A 15,933-nucleotide genomic window follows, 5' to 3' on the forward strand; every position below is an offset into this window, starting at 1 on the left:
CCACTTTCGCCATGCCGACGAGGAGGGCGGCTTGTGGTACTTCGAGGCCGTACCCGACCGCGGTGAGTTGGTTGCCATCAAGCAGGCCGAGCTGACTCCGGCCGGCCGACTCCACCGGTACAGCCGGGAGCACCTGGAGGACGAGCACGGGTTCCTGACGGACCAGTCGCTCAATCCTGAAGAGGACCCGCTGGAAGTCGTCCCGGCCGAAGAGTTCCAGACAGTGTGGGCTCAGTGAGAGCGTTGGACAATTCGGTCACGATCCGTCCTCGGCGGCCGACGCGTTGGCGACATCGTCCGCCAGACGCTCGACGCCCAGACGACGAGGAGCCGGACACCGTCCTGGCCCTCACCGACTGGCAGGACGCGGGCCACGGCCGCACCCCGGCGAATCCGTCCTGGCTGCCACCATCGTCGGCCTCCGACTCGACCGCGAAGCCGCCCGTGGGAGATCAGTGCTCCGGGCTTGGGCTTGGTTCACGAGCGTCGCAGACGCGCGCCGGTGGCCCGGCTCACCGCCGCCGGAGTGGGGCCGCTGCGCCGGGGCCGAGTCACCCGGCGGTCGCCGGCGCGGCCGTGCGGCCGCGGGCGAAGACGACGGCGACGAGGCCCAGGCCCACCGCGGCACCGATCAGCTGCATGCCGACGAACGCCGGGACGGAGGCGGGCGCGATGCCCGCGAAGGTGTCGGTGAAGGCCCGGCCGAGGGTGACCGCGGGGTTCGCGAAGGACGTGGAGGACGTGAACCAGTAGGCCGCCCCGATGTACGAGGCGACCGCGACGGGTGCGAAGCCCAGCCTGCCCGTACGCGCCAGGCCGAAGATCAGCAGGATCAGACCGGCGGTGGCCACGAGCTCGCCGAGGAGCAGATGGCCGGCCGAGCGGTCGTGGGTCGACCAGCGCACCAGGGGCTCTCCGAACATCGCGTCCGCCAGGACGGCTCCGGCGACCGCGCCGACGAGCTGCGCGGGGACGTAGGCGGCGGCCTCGCGCGCCTTCACGCCCGTACCCCCGCGGCGGGCGGTCCACCACTCGGCCAGGGTGACGGCCGGGTTGAAGTGGGCGCCGGAGACCGGCCCGAGGAGGACGATCAGGACCCCGAGGCCGAAGACCGTGGCGGTGGAGTTGGCCAGCAGTCGGAGCGCCACGTCGTCGGTGAGCGTGGTGGCCTGGATGCCGGACCCGACCACGACCGCCACCAGGCCGGCCGTGCCGACGAACTCCGCGGCGGCGCGGGCGAGGAGCGGGGGGCGGGGCGCCGGCACGGCGCGCGGCGGCGGGTCGGCGGCTATGGCGTCGGCCACGACGGGCTCGATGGCGGTCACGACGGGTTCCCCTCGGACGGGTGGGACGGGACGGTGGAGAGGGCGGCGCTCGGGCCGGGGGCGCGGAGACTCACGGGCGGGCGGGGAGCACCGAAGACCGGGCCGGGGGCCCCGGGCAGAGCCGGGCCGCGGCAGGCCGGGCCACGGCGGCTCACGGGCAGGCTCGTCTGGAGTCGGCCGCCGCGCCGGCGCGCGCGGTCCGGGCCAGCTCGGCGAACCGGTCGGCGAGCGCCTCGACGACCTCCGCCCGCAGCCGGTAGTACGTGAACCGGCCGCAGGGCTCGGTCTCCACGACGCCGGCCTCGCGCAGCACCTTCAGATGGTTGGAGAGGTTGGTCTGCCGGGCGCCGGTCTCCTCCACCAGGTGGGTGGTGCAGAGCGTCTCGCGGGCGAGCAGGGTCACGATGTGGAGCCTGAGCGGGTCGGCGAGCACCCGCATCAGGTCAGTGTCGACTGACGTCAGCATAAGCTGATACTTTCACATCATCCGTCGCTGATACCAGCCGGCGTCACGGCCCCGGGGCGAGCCCCACGGCCGCGTCGGCACACCTGCCCCGAGGAAGAAACCGATGACCGCGCCGCTCGCCTCCGTGCTGTTCGTCTGCGTCCACAACGCGGGCCGCTCCCAGATGGCCGCCGGATTCCTGCACCACCTGGCCGGCGACCGGATCGAGGTCCGCTCCGCCGGTTCCGTTCCGGGCGCGCTCGTCAACCCGGCGGCGGTCGAGGCCATGCGGGAGGTCGGCGTGGACATCTCCGCCGCGACGCCGAAGGTCCTCACCACCGAGGCCGTCCGGGCGTCCGACTACGTCATCACGATGGGCTGCGGCGACGCCTGCCCGGTCTTTCCCGGCAAGACCTACCTGGACTGGACCCTGGAGGACCCGGCCGGCAAGGGCGTCGAGGCGGTCCGCCCCATCCGCGACCTGATCAGGACGCGCGTCGAGTCCCTCATCGCCGAGATCGACGCGCGCCGGGAGGCATGAACCCCGTCCACCACACCAATCGCGAGGCGCCGGGGCCGGCCGGCAGCGTGCCGGATCGGGGTCCGGATCAGGGTGGCGGCGCGCCGGGCTGGGTCCGGGGGATGCGCGAGGTGAAGAACAGCGCCACGGCCGACGCTCCGGCGAGGATCGCGAGGGCGGCCCGCAGACCGTCGAGCCGCGCCGCCTCGTTCGCGTCCAGCGCGGCCTGGGCCACCTCCGGGCTGGTACCCGCCGCGTCGAGGGCGCTCGACAGCTGGGCGTCCGAGAGGAACGGGGCTCCGCTCTGGAGCTGGACGGCCGCCTGGCCCTTGACCTCGGCGGGAATCGCCTCGTCCCGCTGAACGGCGTTCAGGAACGAGGAGGTGAGCGCGGCGATCATCAGCGAGCCGGCGAGCGCCGTGCCGAGGGAGGCGCCGAGGTTGGTGACGGCGTTCTGGATTCCGCCGACCTCCGCGCTCTGCCGGTCGGGCACGGCGGACACCGTGACCGAGCCGAGCTGGGAGGCCAGCGCTCCCATGCCGAACCCGATCAGCAGCAGGGGGACGGTGACGATCTCCGCGCCCGCGCCCAAGTCCAGCGCGGCCATCAGGACGACCGCGCCCGCGAGCAGCGCGAGCACCCCGACCCGCACCACCCGCCGCGGTGACACGTCGGGAAGCAGTCTCGGGATCAGGACGGCGGCGGCCAGCAGCGTCAGCGAGAGCGGCAGGATCCTGACGCCGGTCGACAGCGCGGACAGGCCGAGGGCGACGGACAGGTAGAGCGGGACGACGAAGAAGACGCCCATCTGGACGAGGTACTGGAAGAAGAACATCGTCAGACCACCCGTGAGCTGCCTGTTGCGCAGCATGGCCGGGTCGATGAGCGGTTCACCGCGGCGCTCGACGAGACGGGCCTCCCAACGGAGGAACAGGTAGACGAGCAGCAGCCCGGCCGTCATCAGCCACACGACGAGCGACACGCCGAGCCAGGCCGGCGCGTCGGGCTTCGGCCGGACCCAGCCCCATTCACCCGAACGGAGAACGCCGTAGACGAAGATCCCCAGCCCGAGGGCGGACAGCAGGGCGCCGACGAGGTCGATCCGGGAGCGTCGCTCGTCGACCGTGTCGGCGATCCGGCGGGCGAACAGGAGGATGACGACGACGACGAGGACCTCGCCGGCGAAGACCCAACGCCAGGAGAAGTAGGTCGTGGCGACACCGCCGACGAGCGGGCCGAGCGCGATGGCCACGGCTCCGGCCGCCGCCACGATGCCGTACGCGGCGGCCCGGCGCCCGGTGGCGAAGTTGCCGGCCACCAGTGCCACGATCGAGGGCAGGATCAGTGCCGCCCCGACGCCTTCGAAGAACGCCCAGCCCAGCAGCAGTACGGGAAGGTTCGGCGCGAGGGCCGTGGTCAGCGAGCCGCAGCCGTAGACGCAACAGCCGATCATGAAGGCGCGCCGGCGGCCGATCAGCACCCCCACCTTGCCGCCGGGGATCATGAACATCGCCATCACCAGGGTGTAGGCGGTGATGGCTCCCTGGATGCCGGTCACCGTCGTGCCCACGTCCTCGGCCACCGTCGCGATGGAGACGTTCATGACGGAGCTGTCGAGCGCCATCAGGAACTGGCCGGCCGCGAGTGTCAACAGGACCGACCGGGCGCCCGCCGGTGCCGCGCCGGCGTCTGCTGTCGGTGTCATGACCGTATTGTCACCATCTGCCGGTGATCCCTGCGACCGGCGACCGCCCGTCCGGCCCGCCCGGGCCCGGACATCCGGAAGGCCCGTCACCTCCCCCGGACAGCCGGGGGTGACGGGCCCTTCGGCCGCACGGGGACGGCTCAGGCCGAACCGACGAAGATCACGAACAGTAGCCAGACGACCGGCGCCGTCGGCAGCAGGGAGTCGAGCCGGTCCATGATCCCCCCGTGGCCCGGAAGCAGCGTGCCCATGTCCTTGATGCCCAGATCGCGTTTGATCATCGACTCACCGAGATCGCCGAGCGTCGCGGTCGCCGCGACCGCCAGGCCGAGCAGCAGCCCCTGCCACCATGTGCCGTCGTCGATGAGGAACTGCATGCACAGCGCGCCCGCCGCCATCGCGAAGGCCACCGCGCCGAACAGTCCCTCCCGGGTCTTCCCGGGACTGATCCTCGGAGCCAGTTTGTGCTTGCCGAAGCGCCAGCCGATCGCGTACGCCCCCGTGTCGCTGACCACGGTCAGCACCAGGAAGGTCAGCACGCGCTGCGGGCCGTCGCCGGCGGTGAGCATCAACGCCACGAACGTCGCCAGGAACGGTACGTAGAACGCCGCGAAGACACCCGCCGTGACGTCCTTCAGATATCCCTCGGGAGGTTCCGTCATCCGCCACACGAGCACCGCGAGCGCCGTCAGAGCCATGGCGACCCAGGCGCCTTCCGCGCCCCGGAGGTAACCGGCGACGACCATCGCCGCGCCGCCGACGGCGAGCGGGACGAGCGGCGCCCTGATGGCCTTGCGCTCCTGGAGGCGGGAGGTGAGCTCCCACAGGCCGACCACGACGGCGACCGTTATGACGCCGACGAACGCCGCCTTCCAGACGAACAGCGACGCGATGATGACGGCGCCGAGCCCGACGCCGACCCCTATGGCCGCACCCAGGTCACGCCCCGCGCTCTTCTTCCGCGGGGGCTGCGGAGCCGTAGCAGGCTGGTGCGGGGTGGGCATGGGCTCCTGCGGCTTCTCGTCACGGGACGGGTTCTCGTCACGGAACAGGGGGCCACTCGGCCGAGTGGCCCCCCGGTCGTCATCCTGGTCTCCGGCGGCCGGAACGTCGGGCACGATGGGCATGGGCCGAGTCTGCTGTGCGTCATGCCCATCGTAGGGGGGACCCGCCGGAAGGGGCCCCTGGTCGGGTCCCCGGTAGCCAGTGCCGGCCGGGGCCCCCCAGGAAGAGTCGTTCATCAGACCTCGAGCAGCTCGGCTTCCTTGTGCTTGAGCAGCTCGTCCACCTGCGCGACGTACTTCGCGGTGGTGTCGTCGAGCTCCTTCTCGCCGCGACGGCCCTCGTCCTCGCCGACCTCACCGTCCTTGACCAGCTTGTCGATGGCCTCCTTCGCCTTGCGGCGCACCGAACGGATGGAGATCTTCGAGTCTTCGGCCTTGCCCTTGGCGACCTTGATGTACTCGCGGCGGCGCTCCTCGGTGAGCTCCGGGAACACCACACGGATGATGTTGCCGTCGTTGCTCGGGTTGACGCCGAGGTCCGAGTCGCGGATCGCCTGCTCGATGTTGCGTAGCGCGCTCTTGTCGAACGGGGTCACCACGGCCATCCGCGGCTCGGGCACCGAGAACGACGCCAGCTGATTGATCGGCGTGATCGCACCGTAGTAGTCGGCCACGATCTTGTTGAACATCGCCGGGTGCGCACGGCCGGTGCGGATCGCGGCGAAGTCCTCCTTGGCGACCACGACGGCCTTCTCCATCTTCTCCTCGGCCTCGAGGAGGGTCTCTTCGATCACCACTTGCTCCTGCGTGTCGTCGCGTCTTGTCCTGCACGGTGCACGACCGGCAGGGCTCTGTCCATCCCCTCGCGGGGCGGTACCCGGTTTCAGGCCCGGGTGCCCTGGTCGCTCACGAGAGTGCCGATCTTCTCACCCTTCACCGCGCGCGCGATATTGCCCTCGGCGAGCAGTTCGAAGACGAGGATCGGAAGGGTGTTGTCGCGGCACAGGGTGATGGCGGTGGCGTCGGCGACCTTCAGGTCGCGGGAGAGCACCTCGCCGTACTCCAGCGCATCGAACTTGACCGCGTCGGGGTTGGTCTTCGGGTCGGAGTCGTAGACCCCGTCCACTCCGTTCTTGCCCATCAGCAGTGCCTGGGCGTCGATCTCCAGGGCCCGCTGCGCGGCCGTGGTGTCGGTGGAGAAGTACGGCATGCCCATACCGGCGCCGAAGATGACCACGCGGCCCTTCTCCAGGTGGCGCACGGCGCGGAGCGGGATGTACGGCTCCGCGACCTGCCCCATGGTGATGGCGGTCTGGACCCGGGAGTCGATGCCTTCCTTCTCCAGGAAGTCCTGGAGGGCGAGGCAGTTCATCACCGTGCCGAGCATGCCCATGTAGTCGGACCTGGCCCGGTCCATGCCGCGCACCTGCAGTTCGGCGCCGCGGAAGAAGTTGCCACCGCCGATCACGACCGCGATCTCCGCGCCGTCGCGCACGACCGCGGCGATCTCGCGCGCGATCTTGTGCACGACGTCGGGGTCGACGCCGAGTGCGCCGCCGCCGGCGAACGCCTCACCGGACAGCTTCAGCATGAAGCGTCCGGCCTTTTTGCCGTGGATGTCGTCGCCCTGTGCGGCGCCCTGGTTCATGGAGATCTCCTCGTGCACATACGACGAAGGCCATTGCCGATTGGGTCCTTGCGGCTTCCCTTACGGCAATGGCCTCCTCGTCAGATCTGCGGTCGTCCTACGCGAACGCGGACAACAGCTCCAGACCCTACCGGGGTCCGGTGTCCGTCGCGTACGGACTCAGATGCCGACCTTGATGCGCGTGAAGCGCTTCAGGGTGACACCGGCCTCGTCCAGGATCTGCTGGACGGACTTCTTGTTGTCGAGCGCGTACGGCTGGCCGAGCAGCGTGGCGTCCTTGAAGAAGCCGTTGACGCGACCCTCGACGATCTTCGGGAGCGCGGCCTCGGGCTTGCCCTCGGCGCGGGTGGTCTCCTCGGCGACGCGACGCTCGGTCTCGACGACCTCGGCCGGAACGTCCTCACGGGTGAGGTACTTCGGCGCGAAGGCGGCGATGTGCTGCGCGACACCCTTGGCGATCTCGGCGTTCTCCTTGTCGAACTCGACGAGGACACCGATCTGCGGCGGGAGGTCGGGCATGGTGCGGTGCATGTACGCGGTGACGAAACCGTCGGCGTACTGCGCGAAGCGGTCCAGGACGATCTTCTCGCCCAGGTTGGCGTTGGCCTCGTCGACGTACGCCTGGACCGTCTTGCCGGCCTCGATCTCGGAGGCGAGCAGCGCCTCGAGGTCGGCCGGGGCGGAGGCGGCGACGTGCGCGGCGAGGGCGGCGGCGACGGCCTGGAACTTGTCGCCCTTGGCGACGAAGTCCGTCTCGCACTTCAGCTCGACCAGAACACCGGAGGTGTTGTCGTCGGCGATGAGGGAGACGACGGCACCGTTCTCGGCGGAACGGCCCTCGCGCTTGGCGACGCCCTTCTGGCCCTTGATGCGCAGGGCCTCGACGGCCTTGTCGACGTTGCCGTCGGCCTCGTCCAGAGCCTTCTTGCAGTCCATCATGCCGGCGCCGGTGAGCTCACGGAGCTTCTTGACGTCAGCGGCGGTGTAGTTCGCCATGAGTCTGAGTTTCTCTCTCGAAGTCTGAAAGATCTACGGGTGGACGGCGGGGGCATCCGCCCCCGCCGTCGACATCCGAAACAACCGGACCTGTGCAGGTCAGGCGGTGGGTCAGGCCTGCTCGGCCTCGGCAGCCGGAGCCTCAGCGGCCGGAGCCTCGGCAGCGGGGGCCTCAGCGGCGGGCGCCTCGGCGGCCGGAGCCTCGGCGGCGGGCGCCTCGGCCGGCTTCTCGGCGGCCTCGTCCGAGTCGGCCTTCTTCTCACCCTCGAGCAGGTCGCGCTCCCACTCGGCGAGCGGCTCGCCGGCGGCCTTCTCACCCGGCTTCGAGTCGCCGGTCGCGGCGCCGGAGCGGGCGATGAGGCCCTCGGCGACGGCGTCGGCGATCACGCGGGTGAGCAGGGTGACGGAGCGGATCGCGTCGTCGTTGCCCGGAATCTTGTAGTCGACCTCGTCGGGGTCGCAGTTGGTGTCCAGGATCGCGACGACCGGAATGTGGAGCTTGCGCGCCTCACCGACGGCGATGTGCTCCTTCTTGGTGTCGACGATCCAGACGGCGCTCGGCACCTTCTGCATCTCGCGGATACCACCGAGGGTCTTCTCCAGCTTGGCCTTCTCGCGGGAGAGGACCAGGAGCTCCTTCTTGGTGAGACCGGAGGCGGCCACATCCTCGAAGTCGATCTGCTCGAGCTCCTTGAGGCGCTGCAGACGCTTGTAGACGGTGGAGAAGTTGGTGAGCATGCCACCGAGCCAACGCTGGTTGACGTACGGCATGCCGACGCGCGTCGCCTGCTCGGCGATGGCCTCCTGGGCCTGCTTCTTCGTACCCACGAACATGATGGAGCCGCCGTGTGCGACGGTCTCCTTGACGAACTCGTAGGCGCGGTCGATGTACGACAGCGACTGGAGCAGGTCGATGATGTAGATGCCGTTGCGCTCCGTGAAGATGAAGCGCTTCATCTTCGGGTTCCAACGACGGGTCTGGTGACCGAAGTGGACGCCGCTCTCCAGCAGCTCCCGCATCGTGACGACGGCCATGGCCGTATCTCCTTGGGTTTCTCGGTTATGTCCTGACGCCTCGACGCGCCGTGCCACGAAGGACCGAAAGGCGCTGCCACGACCGGTGAGGGTGGTGGTGGGGCGTGCGAAGTCGACCCGGTGACCCGGATCGCCATAGGAAGTGTACGGGACCCGGGGGGTGCCGGGTGACGGCGCTGTCCACAACCGACCGGTAGTCCACAGATATCCGCCATGATCCGCACGAATCCCTCCCGCGCGGGACGGTATCCCCATGCACCTCACACCATGGGTCCTCGCCCTCGCCCTCATGTGGCCCGTCGGCACCTCTCCCCCGGACGTCGTCCGGGGCTGGGAACCGCCGGCCGGGCCGTACGCCGCGGGCCACCGCGGCGTCGACCTCGCCGCGCCGCCCGGCACGGAGGTCCGCGCCGTGGCCTCCGGGCTGGTCACCTTCGCCGGCCCGGTCGCCGGACGCGGCGTCCTCACGGTCACGCTGTCCGGCCGGAGCTCCCCTCCCCTGCGGACCACATACGAGCCTGTGACGCCCCTGGTGCCCCGGGGCACCACCGTCACCCGCGGCCAGGTGGTGGCCACACTCGCACCACAGCGGAAAAGCGCCCCGCACTGCCCCGAGTCCTGCCTGCACTGGGGCCTGCTGAGAGGCGACACCTACCTGAACCCCCTGCGCCTGCCGCACCAGGGCCCCTCCCGCCTGCTCCCCGTACACGGCGCGCCCTGACCTGCGGGACTGGGAGGCGGGAACGAGAAGGACCGAGGGAAGGGAGGGGGTGGGGGCGGGCGGCCCCCCGGGCGGGTGGGGAGCCGGTCAGCCGCGGGCGCCGCGCAGGGCCATGGAGACCGCTGCCTGGGTGATCTGTCCGGGTTCCTCGGCCGCTCCCAGTTCGATGCGGCGGACGGCCGCGTCCACCACGCCCTGGAGCAGCATGGCTCCGAGGCGGGGCTGGTCCTGGCCGAGGTCGCCGAGCACCTCGACGATCATGGATACGAGCCCTCCGTGGGCTGCGCGGATCTTCTCGCGGGCGCCGTCGTCGAGCTCACTGACCGAGATCGCGACGACCGCTCGGTGCCGGCGGTCGCCGACCAGCTCCAGTTGCCTGCGGACGTACGCCTCGACCTTGTCCTCGGGGGTCGCCGCGCGCGCCATGGCCGCCTCGACCTCGGCCGCCCAGACCGGGAAGTCGACGGCGCACAGTTCTTCGACGACGGCCGCGCGCGAGCGGAAGTACTCGTACACCGACGAGCGGGCGAGACCCGTGCGCTCGGCGAGGGCGGGGAAGGTCAGCGCCTCCGTACCGCCCTCGGACAGCAGGGATCGTGCGGCGTCCAGCAGGGCGCCGCGTTGCATCGTCCGGTGCTCGGCCACACTGGCCGCTCGAATCCTGGGCACGGCTCCACTGTACGACCGGGGTTGCGGCGTCGTCAGCGTCCCGCGTCGGCGAGCTTGGCCCGCAGCTGCAGGACGGACTTGGTATGGATCTGGCTGACGCGGCTCTCGGTGACGCCGAGGACGTTTCCGATCTCGGCGAGGGTGAGGCCCTCGTAGTAGTACAGCGTGACGACGGTCTTCTCGCGCTCGGGGAGGGTGTTGATGGCGCGGGCGAGGAGTCGTCGCAGTTCACGGTCCTCGGCGATCTCGACCGGATTGTCGGCGGCGGTGTCCTCGAGGGTGTCCATGAGCGACAGCCGGTCGCCGCCCTCGCCACCGACGTGCAGGAGCTCCTCGAGGGCCACGACGTTCGCCAGGGACAACTGGCTGAAAACCGCGTGGAGTTCCTCGAGTCCGATGCCCAGTTCGGCGGCCACCTCGCCCTCGGATGGAGTGCGGCGCAGCCGGGCTTCGAGGGTGGCGTAGGCACGCTCGACGTTGCGTGCCTTCTGGCGGACGGAGCGGGGGATCCAGTCGAGGGCGCGCAGTTCGTCGATCATCGCGCCGCGGATGCGGGTGATGGCGTACGTCTCGAACTTGATCGCGCGTTCGACGTCGAACTTCTCGATGGCGTCGATGAGTCCGAAGACACCGGAGGAGACGAAGTCGGCCTGCTCGACGTTGGAGGGCAGCCCCACACTGACGCGTCCGGCGACGTACTTCACCAGGGGCGAGTAGTGAAGGATCAGCTGCTCCCGGAGCCGCTCGTCACCCGTGTCCTTGTAGGACCGCCAGAGCTCGTCGAGCGATGTCGGTGCGGGCGGTCGCACGGTGCCCCGGGCTGCTGGGGGCACCGCAGCGCGGTCAGACCCGGAGGTGTGCTGGGGCATGCGTTGCCTTGAGCCGTTCTGCCGTGGAGTGAGTAGGGGTGTGTGTCCGGTGGTGGATCCTGGCGAGCGTAGCGTGACTGGACTGTTGCGGTGAGCGAACCTCTGCGGATCGCGCCGGTCCGGGTGGACGCGCTCGTCCACATCTTCGAACCCGGGCCGTGGCGCGTGCCGGCCCCTCAGGCAGGGCCGAGAGAACTCGATTGTTCATCTGCATCACCTTTTCACCCGAATGCTCCAGGTCAAGTACCGCCTCGCCGCGCGTTCGGCCGCCGGGTGGCCTGGTGTGTCAACTTCCAGTCGTCTCCGTGGCGTTCGACGAAGCCGAGTGCGTGCAGTTCGTACAGTCTGGCGAGGGTGTCGTCGCCGGTGGCTCCGGCACGTCGGGCGATGCCGGCGAGGGACGCGGGCCGGCCGGCGGGAAGTGCTTCGAGGACCTGGGTACCGGCGGGGGCGAGGAGGTCCCTGGGCAGGACGGGTCCGCGCCGCTCGGGGGCGAACTGACCCATGTCTCCGACGAGTTCGATGATGTCGTCGACGTCCGTGACGAGGGTGGCCTCGGCGCGCAGGAGTTCGTGGACGCCCGTGGAGAGTCCGCTGCTGACGGGGCCGGGGATGCCCATGGTGTGGCGGCCGAGTCGCTGGGCGGCACGAGCGGTGACGAGGGAGCCGCTGCGGTACTCGGCTTCGACGACGACGGTGCCGCGGGTGAGGGCCGCGATGACGCGGTTGCGGAGGATGAAGCGGCTGGGGGTGGGATGACTGCCCGGCGGCAGTTCGCCGATGACCAGGCCCTGTTCGGCGATGCGCCGGATGAGTCCGGCGTGGCCGCGGGGGTAGGGATTGTCGACACCGCTGGCGAGGACCGCGACGGTGGCGCCGTGGGCGGCGAGGGCGCCGCGGTGGGCGGCACCGTCGATACCGAAGGCGGCGCCTGAGACGACGACCCAGCCGCGTTCGGCGAGGCCGGAGGCGAGCGTGGTGGCCGTGTGGGCGCCGTAGGACGTGCAGGCGCGGGCGCCGACCAGGGCGACGGAGCGCAGGGCCCAGGTGCGCAGGTCGGCGCTGCCGTGAATCCAGAGGCCGATGGGGCGGGCGTCGCCGAGGTCGTCGAGTTGACGGGGCCATTCGGTGTCGCCGGGGACGACGAGTCTTCCGCCGTACGCGTCGAGGGCGTCGAGGTCGCGGCGAGCGTCGGCTTCGGCCGCGCGGCGGCGCCAGCCGTCGACGCGCTTCGCGCCGGTGCCGGGGAAGGGGCCGGCGCCGGGGGCGCCCGGGGCGCCCGGGTCCGGAGCGTTGGTGCTCGTGGGGGCGGTGTCCGTGCCGTGGACGCCCGGAGGGCTGGTGCCCTGGGCGTGGGTGCCCGGAGAGTGTGTGTCGTCTCCCAGGGCCGGCCGTTCAAGTGGTCGTGACTTCCGTTGGTGGGCGGCGCGGGTGTCGGCGGGCGGGGGCGCGGAGTCCGGGACGCCGTGGCCCGGCGTGGCCTTGAGGTGCCGGAGGAAGCCGATGGCTCCGTAGCGGCGGAGCCATCGGCCCGCGTGCTCGTCGCCGGGTTCGACGATGCGGGTCAGGGCCGCGCGGGCGAGGCGCTCCTCGTGTGGGGCGGTCATGGCCGGACTCCGGTCGTGGCGGGGACGCCCCGGGAGATTCCGGTGCGCAGTTCGAGGGCGAGGCCGACGTCCTGGGCGTCGGGGCGGTCGTGTCCGGAGAGGTCGGCGACGGTCCAGGCGACGCGCAGGACGCGGTCGAGTCCACGGGCGGTGAGGAGTCCTCGGTCGATGTCGCGTTCGGCGGCGTCGAGGGCGCCGTGGCCGACGAGGTAGCGGGTTCGCAGTTCGTGTCCGGGGATCTCGCTGTTGACGGTCCAGGGAGTGCCGGTGAGGCGGGCGGCGGCGCGAGCGCGGGCCTCGCGCACGCGGTCGGCGACGGTCGCGGTGGAGTCGTTCCGGCCTTCCTGGGCGAGGAGTTCGGCGCGGGTGACGGGTTCGGCTTCGACGCGCAGGTCGATACGGTCGAGGAGGGGGCCGGAGAGTCGCGCCTGGTAGCGGCGGATCTGGGAGGCGGGGCATTCGCAGCCGGTGCCGCGGAGGCCGTGCCGGCCGCAGGGGCAGGGATTGGCGGCCAGCGCGAGGAGGAAGCGGGCGGGAAGTCGTACGACGCCGGCGGCGCGGGCGACGACGACGTGCCCGGATTCGAGGGGCTGGCGCAGTGCGTCGAGGGCTTTGGCGGAGAACTCGGGAGCCTCGTCGAGGAAGAGGACGCCGCGGTGGGCCAGGCTGACGGCGCCGGGGCGCGGGAGGCCGTTGCCGCCGCCGACGAGGGACTGCATGGTGGCGGAGTGGTGGGGGGCGCAGTAGGGGGCGCGTCGGACGAGGGGTTCACCGGGCGGGAGGATGCCGGCGACGGAGTGGACGGCGGTGGCTTCGAGTGACTCCTGGCGGTTGAGTGGCGGGAGGATGCCGGGGAGTCGTTCGGCGAGCATGGTCTTGCCCGCTCCGGGTGGGCCGGAGAGCAGGAGATGGTGGTTGCCCGCGGCGGCGACTTCGAGAGCCCGGCGGGCGTGGTGCTGTCCGGCGACCTCGGCGAGGTCGGGTCCGTCGGCGGGGCCGGCGGCGAGTCCCGTGCCGAGGCCGGCTCCGGGGATGAGAAGCCCGGAGAGCATGGCGTCCGGGCGGCCGGGGTAGGTGGTCTCCTCCGGGGGGACGGGGGCGCCGGTGAGGAGGGCGATGAGCTGGCGCAGGCTGTGGACGCCGAGGACGGAGACGCCGGGGACGAGCGCGGCTTCGCCGGCGGTCTGTTCGGGGACGACGACTCGCCGGTAGCCCGCTTCGGCGGCGGCGAGGACGGCGGGCAGGACGCCTCGTACGGGGCGTACGCGTCCGTCGAGGCCGAGTTCTCCGATGAGGACGAGGTCGGCGATGTCGCGGGGGTCGATGCGTTCGGCGGCGCCGAGGACGGCGGCGGCGACGGCGATGTCGAATCCGCTTCCGCCCTTGGGGACGGAGGCGGGGCTGAGCCCGACGGTGAGCTTCTTCTGGGGCCATTCGGCGTCGGAGTTGACGATGGCGGCGCGGACGCGGTCCCGGCTTTCGGAGAGGCTCTTGTCCGGGAGGCCGACGAGGGTGAAGGCGGCGACTCCGGGTTCCAGGTCGGCCTGGACCTCGACGACGACCCCTTCGACGCCGACGAGTGCCACGGAGCAGGTGCGCGCGAAGCCCATCAGGCCACCCCCTGGGCGTGTGTGATGCGGGGGGCGCCGTGGCGCGGCAGGACGATGCCGATGAGGTCGATGCGGATGCCGCCGGGTGGTGGGCCGCCGTGGCGGTCGAGCCAGCAGGCGGCGAGTCGTTTGAGTCGCTCGGCCTTGGTGGGCGTGACGGCGGCCATGGGGTGTTCGTAGGTGCTGTCGCGGCGGGTCTTGACCTCGCAGATGACGAGGGTGTCGCCGTCCTGGGCGACGATGTCGATCTCTCCGGTGCGTCCGCAGCGCCAGTTGCGGGTGAGGACGGTCATGCCGTGCCGGGTGAGCCGGCGGGCGGCGAGGTCCTCGCCGTAGCGCCCGAGGGCGGCGCGACGGACTGCGGCGGTGTTCTCTGGCGCCGGGCGGGAGGGGGTGCCGCCGTGGTCGGGCGCGGGGGGTGTGCTGCGGGCCGTGCTGCCGGGACGTGGCGTGCGGCCCGTCTCCGGTGCCGGAGACGGTGTCGGATCGGGGTTCTCCGCGTCCGGGTTCGTGCGGGGACGTGTCCCGGGCGGGGCGTCTCCGACGGGCGGCCGGGGCGGCGTCCCGGGTGTCGTCCGTGGGTTCGTCCGTGGGTTGGTCCGTGGGTTCGTGTTCATCGGTACCACCTCCGGTACCGACTGTGACGTGTGGCGACGTTCCGTGTTTCCGGTGGTGGACGGGTGGCCGTCTGTGGAAAACCGCGCCACTCGTCCGAGTGGTTTCGCGCCGCCGTCTCACTCTCCAGGAGTCCTGGGCCCGGCACGCCCCGGTCCTTCCCGGTTCATCCCCAGGGGCCGGGCCCCGCCTCGGACGACCGACGCTGTCCCGCCTCGTGCCCGTCCCGGCCGCGCTCCGGGATCAGCTGCCGGGGAGCTCCAGATCGCTCTTGTTCAGCTCTTCGATGTTCACGTCCTTGAAGGTCAGAACGCGGACCTGCTTGACGAAGCGGGCCGGCCGGTACATGTCCCAGACCCAGGCGTCGGCCATGGAGACCTCGAAGAAGACCTCGCCCTGGACCGAGTGCACCTGCATCTCGTAGTCGTTGGTGAGGTAGAAGCGACGCTCGGTTTCGATCACGTACTTGAACAGCCCGACGACATCGCGGTACTCCCGGTAGAGCTTCAGCTCCATCTCGGTCTCGTACTTCTCGAGGTCCTCGGCGCTCATGGCATGTTCCCCTTCAGCCGTGCGTCCCCCCATTGTGCGGCAGCGGCTCGCACCCCTGGACGATTCACGGGGTGAGAACCACCGGCGCGCTCGGAGGTCCCTCGTCGAGCAGCGTGCGCAGCAGCCCGGCGAGTCTGGTCGGGTACACCGTCTCACGCGTCGCGGACAGTTCGGCGGAGGTCCACCACCTCAGGCCCGAGACGCTGCGTTCCTCCAGTTCGGTCAGTGCCGTGGGGGCCGCCTCGGTGCGGGTGGTTCGTGCCAGGTAGTACCACTCGTCCTGGTTCCAGCGTCGTCCGTCGAAGTCGAAGGAGCAGACGCGTCGCCAGAGGACCGGACCGAGCGTGACGTCGGTGATGCCCGTCTCCTCGGCGAGTTCGCGCAGGGCGGCCTCCTCACGGGTCTCGCTGCCTTCCAGGCCCCCGCCGGGGGTGAACCACCAGGTCCGTGTCGGGTCCGCCGGCTCGTGTCCGTGCAGGAGGAGGATTCGGTCCTCGGGGTCGAGCAGGACGACGCGTGCGACGCGTCGCGCCTCACCGCGCTCGTGGGTCTCCCGTGACCCCGCGCCGTTCGCCCCCGCGCCGTCTACCCCCGCGTCGTTCGTCATGGCGC

The 15,933-nt window shown here is 71.2% G+C and carries 17 protein-coding genes and 1 pseudogene; 3 read left to right on the forward strand and 15 right to left on the reverse strand.

Annotated elements, in window-relative coordinates:
* The first annotated feature begins 31 nt into the window (after positions 1 to 31).
* Positions 32 to 238: a hypothetical protein gene (locus tag OG393_RS07745; RefSeq protein ID WP_327373896.1), complete on the forward strand. Its 207-nt coding sequence runs from the start codon at positions 32 to 34 to the stop codon at positions 236 to 238.
* Between the two features lie 313 nt (positions 239 to 551).
* Here OG393_RS07745 and OG393_RS07750 read toward each other — a convergent pair whose 3' ends face one another.
* Both OG393_RS07750 and OG393_RS07755 read right to left on the reverse strand, forming a co-directional pair.
* Positions 552 to 1,325 (reverse strand): MIP/aquaporin family protein, encoded by a 774-nt coding sequence (locus OG393_RS07750; RefSeq protein WP_327373897.1) that lies wholly within the window; start codon positions 1,323 to 1,325, stop codon positions 552 to 554.
* Between the two features lie 151 nt (positions 1,326 to 1,476).
* Positions 1,477 to 1,791, reverse strand: coding sequence for an ArsR/SmtB family transcription factor (locus OG393_RS07755; RefSeq protein WP_327373898.1), 315 nt, complete (start codon positions 1,789 to 1,791; stop codon positions 1,477 to 1,479).
* Positions 1,792 to 1,894: 103 nt separating this feature from the next.
* Between OG393_RS07755 and OG393_RS07760 the strand changes: the two genes are divergently transcribed.
* Complete coding sequence (locus OG393_RS07760; protein ID WP_327373899.1) at positions 1,895 to 2,311, forward strand: arsenate reductase ArsC; 417 nt, start codon at positions 1,895 to 1,897, stop codon at positions 2,309 to 2,311.
* Positions 2,312 to 2,378: 67 nt separating this feature from the next.
* Here the strand turns inward: OG393_RS07760 and OG393_RS07765 are convergent, their stop codons facing one another.
* The 6 genes from OG393_RS07765 to rpsB all read right to left on the reverse strand — a co-directional run bounded on the left by OG393_RS07765 (position 2,379) and on the right by rpsB (position 8,678).
* On the reverse strand, positions 2,379 to 3,995 hold the full coding sequence (locus OG393_RS07765; protein ID WP_327373900.1) for an MFS transporter: 1,617 nt from the start codon (positions 3,993 to 3,995) through the stop codon (positions 2,379 to 2,381).
* A gap of 140 nt (positions 3,996 to 4,135) precedes the next feature.
* Positions 4,136 to 5,236: a phosphatidate cytidylyltransferase gene (locus OG393_RS07770; protein ID WP_327373901.1), complete on the reverse strand. Its 1,101-nt coding sequence runs from the start codon at positions 5,234 to 5,236 to the stop codon at positions 4,136 to 4,138.
* Positions 5,236 to 5,793 (reverse strand): ribosome recycling factor, encoded by a 558-nt coding sequence (frr, locus tag OG393_RS07775; RefSeq protein ID WP_327373902.1) that lies wholly within the window; start codon positions 5,791 to 5,793, stop codon positions 5,236 to 5,238. The genes OG393_RS07770 and frr overlap by 1 nt, the downstream gene beginning before the upstream one ends.
* Positions 5,794 to 5,882: 89 nt before the next feature.
* Positions 5,883 to 6,647 carry a UMP kinase gene (gene pyrH / locus OG393_RS07780; protein WP_327373903.1) on the reverse strand — a complete coding sequence of 255 codons (765 nt, stop codon included), beginning with the start codon at positions 6,645 to 6,647 and terminating at the stop codon, positions 5,883 to 5,885.
* Positions 6,648 to 6,806: 159 nt separating this feature from the next.
* Positions 6,807 to 7,643 carry a translation elongation factor Ts gene (tsf, locus tag OG393_RS07785; protein WP_327373904.1) on the reverse strand — a complete coding sequence of 279 codons (837 nt, stop codon included), beginning with the start codon at positions 7,641 to 7,643 and terminating at the stop codon, positions 6,807 to 6,809.
* Positions 7,644 to 7,754: 111 nt separating this feature from the next.
* Positions 7,755 to 8,678 carry a 30S ribosomal protein S2 gene (gene rpsB, locus OG393_RS07790; protein ID WP_327373905.1) on the reverse strand — a complete coding sequence of 308 codons (924 nt, stop codon included), beginning with the start codon at positions 8,676 to 8,678 and terminating at the stop codon, positions 7,755 to 7,757.
* A gap of 253 nt (positions 8,679 to 8,931) precedes the next feature.
* Between rpsB and OG393_RS07795 the strand changes: the two genes are divergently transcribed.
* Positions 8,932 to 9,399 carry a M23 family metallopeptidase gene (locus OG393_RS07795; RefSeq protein ID WP_327373906.1) on the forward strand — a complete coding sequence of 156 codons (468 nt, stop codon included), beginning with the start codon at positions 8,932 to 8,934 and terminating at the stop codon, positions 9,397 to 9,399.
* Between the two features lie 87 nt (positions 9,400 to 9,486).
* On the opposite strand, the gene OG393_RS07800 is transcribed toward OG393_RS07795, so the two are convergent.
* The 7 genes and pseudogenes from OG393_RS07800 to OG393_RS07830 all read right to left on the reverse strand — a co-directional run bounded on the left by OG393_RS07800 (position 9,487) and on the right by OG393_RS07830 (position 15,928).
* Positions 9,487 to 10,044: a TetR/AcrR family transcriptional regulator gene (locus OG393_RS07800; RefSeq protein WP_327378346.1), complete on the reverse strand. Its 558-nt coding sequence runs from the start codon at positions 10,042 to 10,044 to the stop codon at positions 9,487 to 9,489.
* 56 nt (positions 10,045 to 10,100) lie between these two features.
* A complete protein-coding gene (gene whiG, locus OG393_RS07805) occupies positions 10,101 to 10,937 on the reverse strand; it encodes an RNA polymerase sigma factor WhiG (RefSeq protein ID WP_327373907.1) in 837 nt (278 codons plus the stop codon).
* Between the two features lie 239 nt (positions 10,938 to 11,176).
* Positions 11,177 to 12,544, reverse strand: a complete 1,368-nt coding sequence (gene dprA / locus OG393_RS07810; protein WP_327373908.1) for a DNA-processing protein DprA — start codon at positions 12,542 to 12,544, stop codon at positions 11,177 to 11,179.
* Positions 12,541 to 14,154: a YifB family Mg chelatase-like AAA ATPase gene (locus OG393_RS07815; protein ID WP_327373909.1), complete on the reverse strand. Its 1,614-nt coding sequence runs from the start codon at positions 14,152 to 14,154 to the stop codon at positions 12,541 to 12,543. Before OG393_RS07815 ends, dprA begins: the two co-directional genes overlap by 4 nt.
* A pseudogene (locus OG393_RS07820) lies at positions 14,154 to 14,507 on the reverse strand (YraN family protein); the annotation flags it as partial. The pseudogene OG393_RS07820 and the gene OG393_RS07815, both read right to left, overlap by 1 nt.
* A 505-nt stretch (positions 14,508 to 15,012) precedes the next feature.
* A complete protein-coding gene (locus OG393_RS07825; protein ID WP_005311352.1) occupies positions 15,013 to 15,321 on the reverse strand; it encodes a DUF2469 domain-containing protein in 309 nt (102 codons plus the stop codon).
* A gap of 64 nt (positions 15,322 to 15,385) precedes the next feature.
* Entirely contained in the window at positions 15,386 to 15,928 is a 543-nt protein-coding gene (locus tag OG393_RS07830; RefSeq protein ID WP_327373910.1) for an NUDIX hydrolase, read from the reverse strand.
* Between the last annotated feature and the right edge of the window lie 5 nt (positions 15,929 to 15,933).

Origin of the sequence: Streptomyces sp. NBC_01216 (genome assembly GCF_035994945.1) — a bacterium.
Taxonomy (GTDB): domain Bacteria; phylum Actinomycetota; class Actinomycetes; order Streptomycetales; family Streptomycetaceae; genus Streptomyces.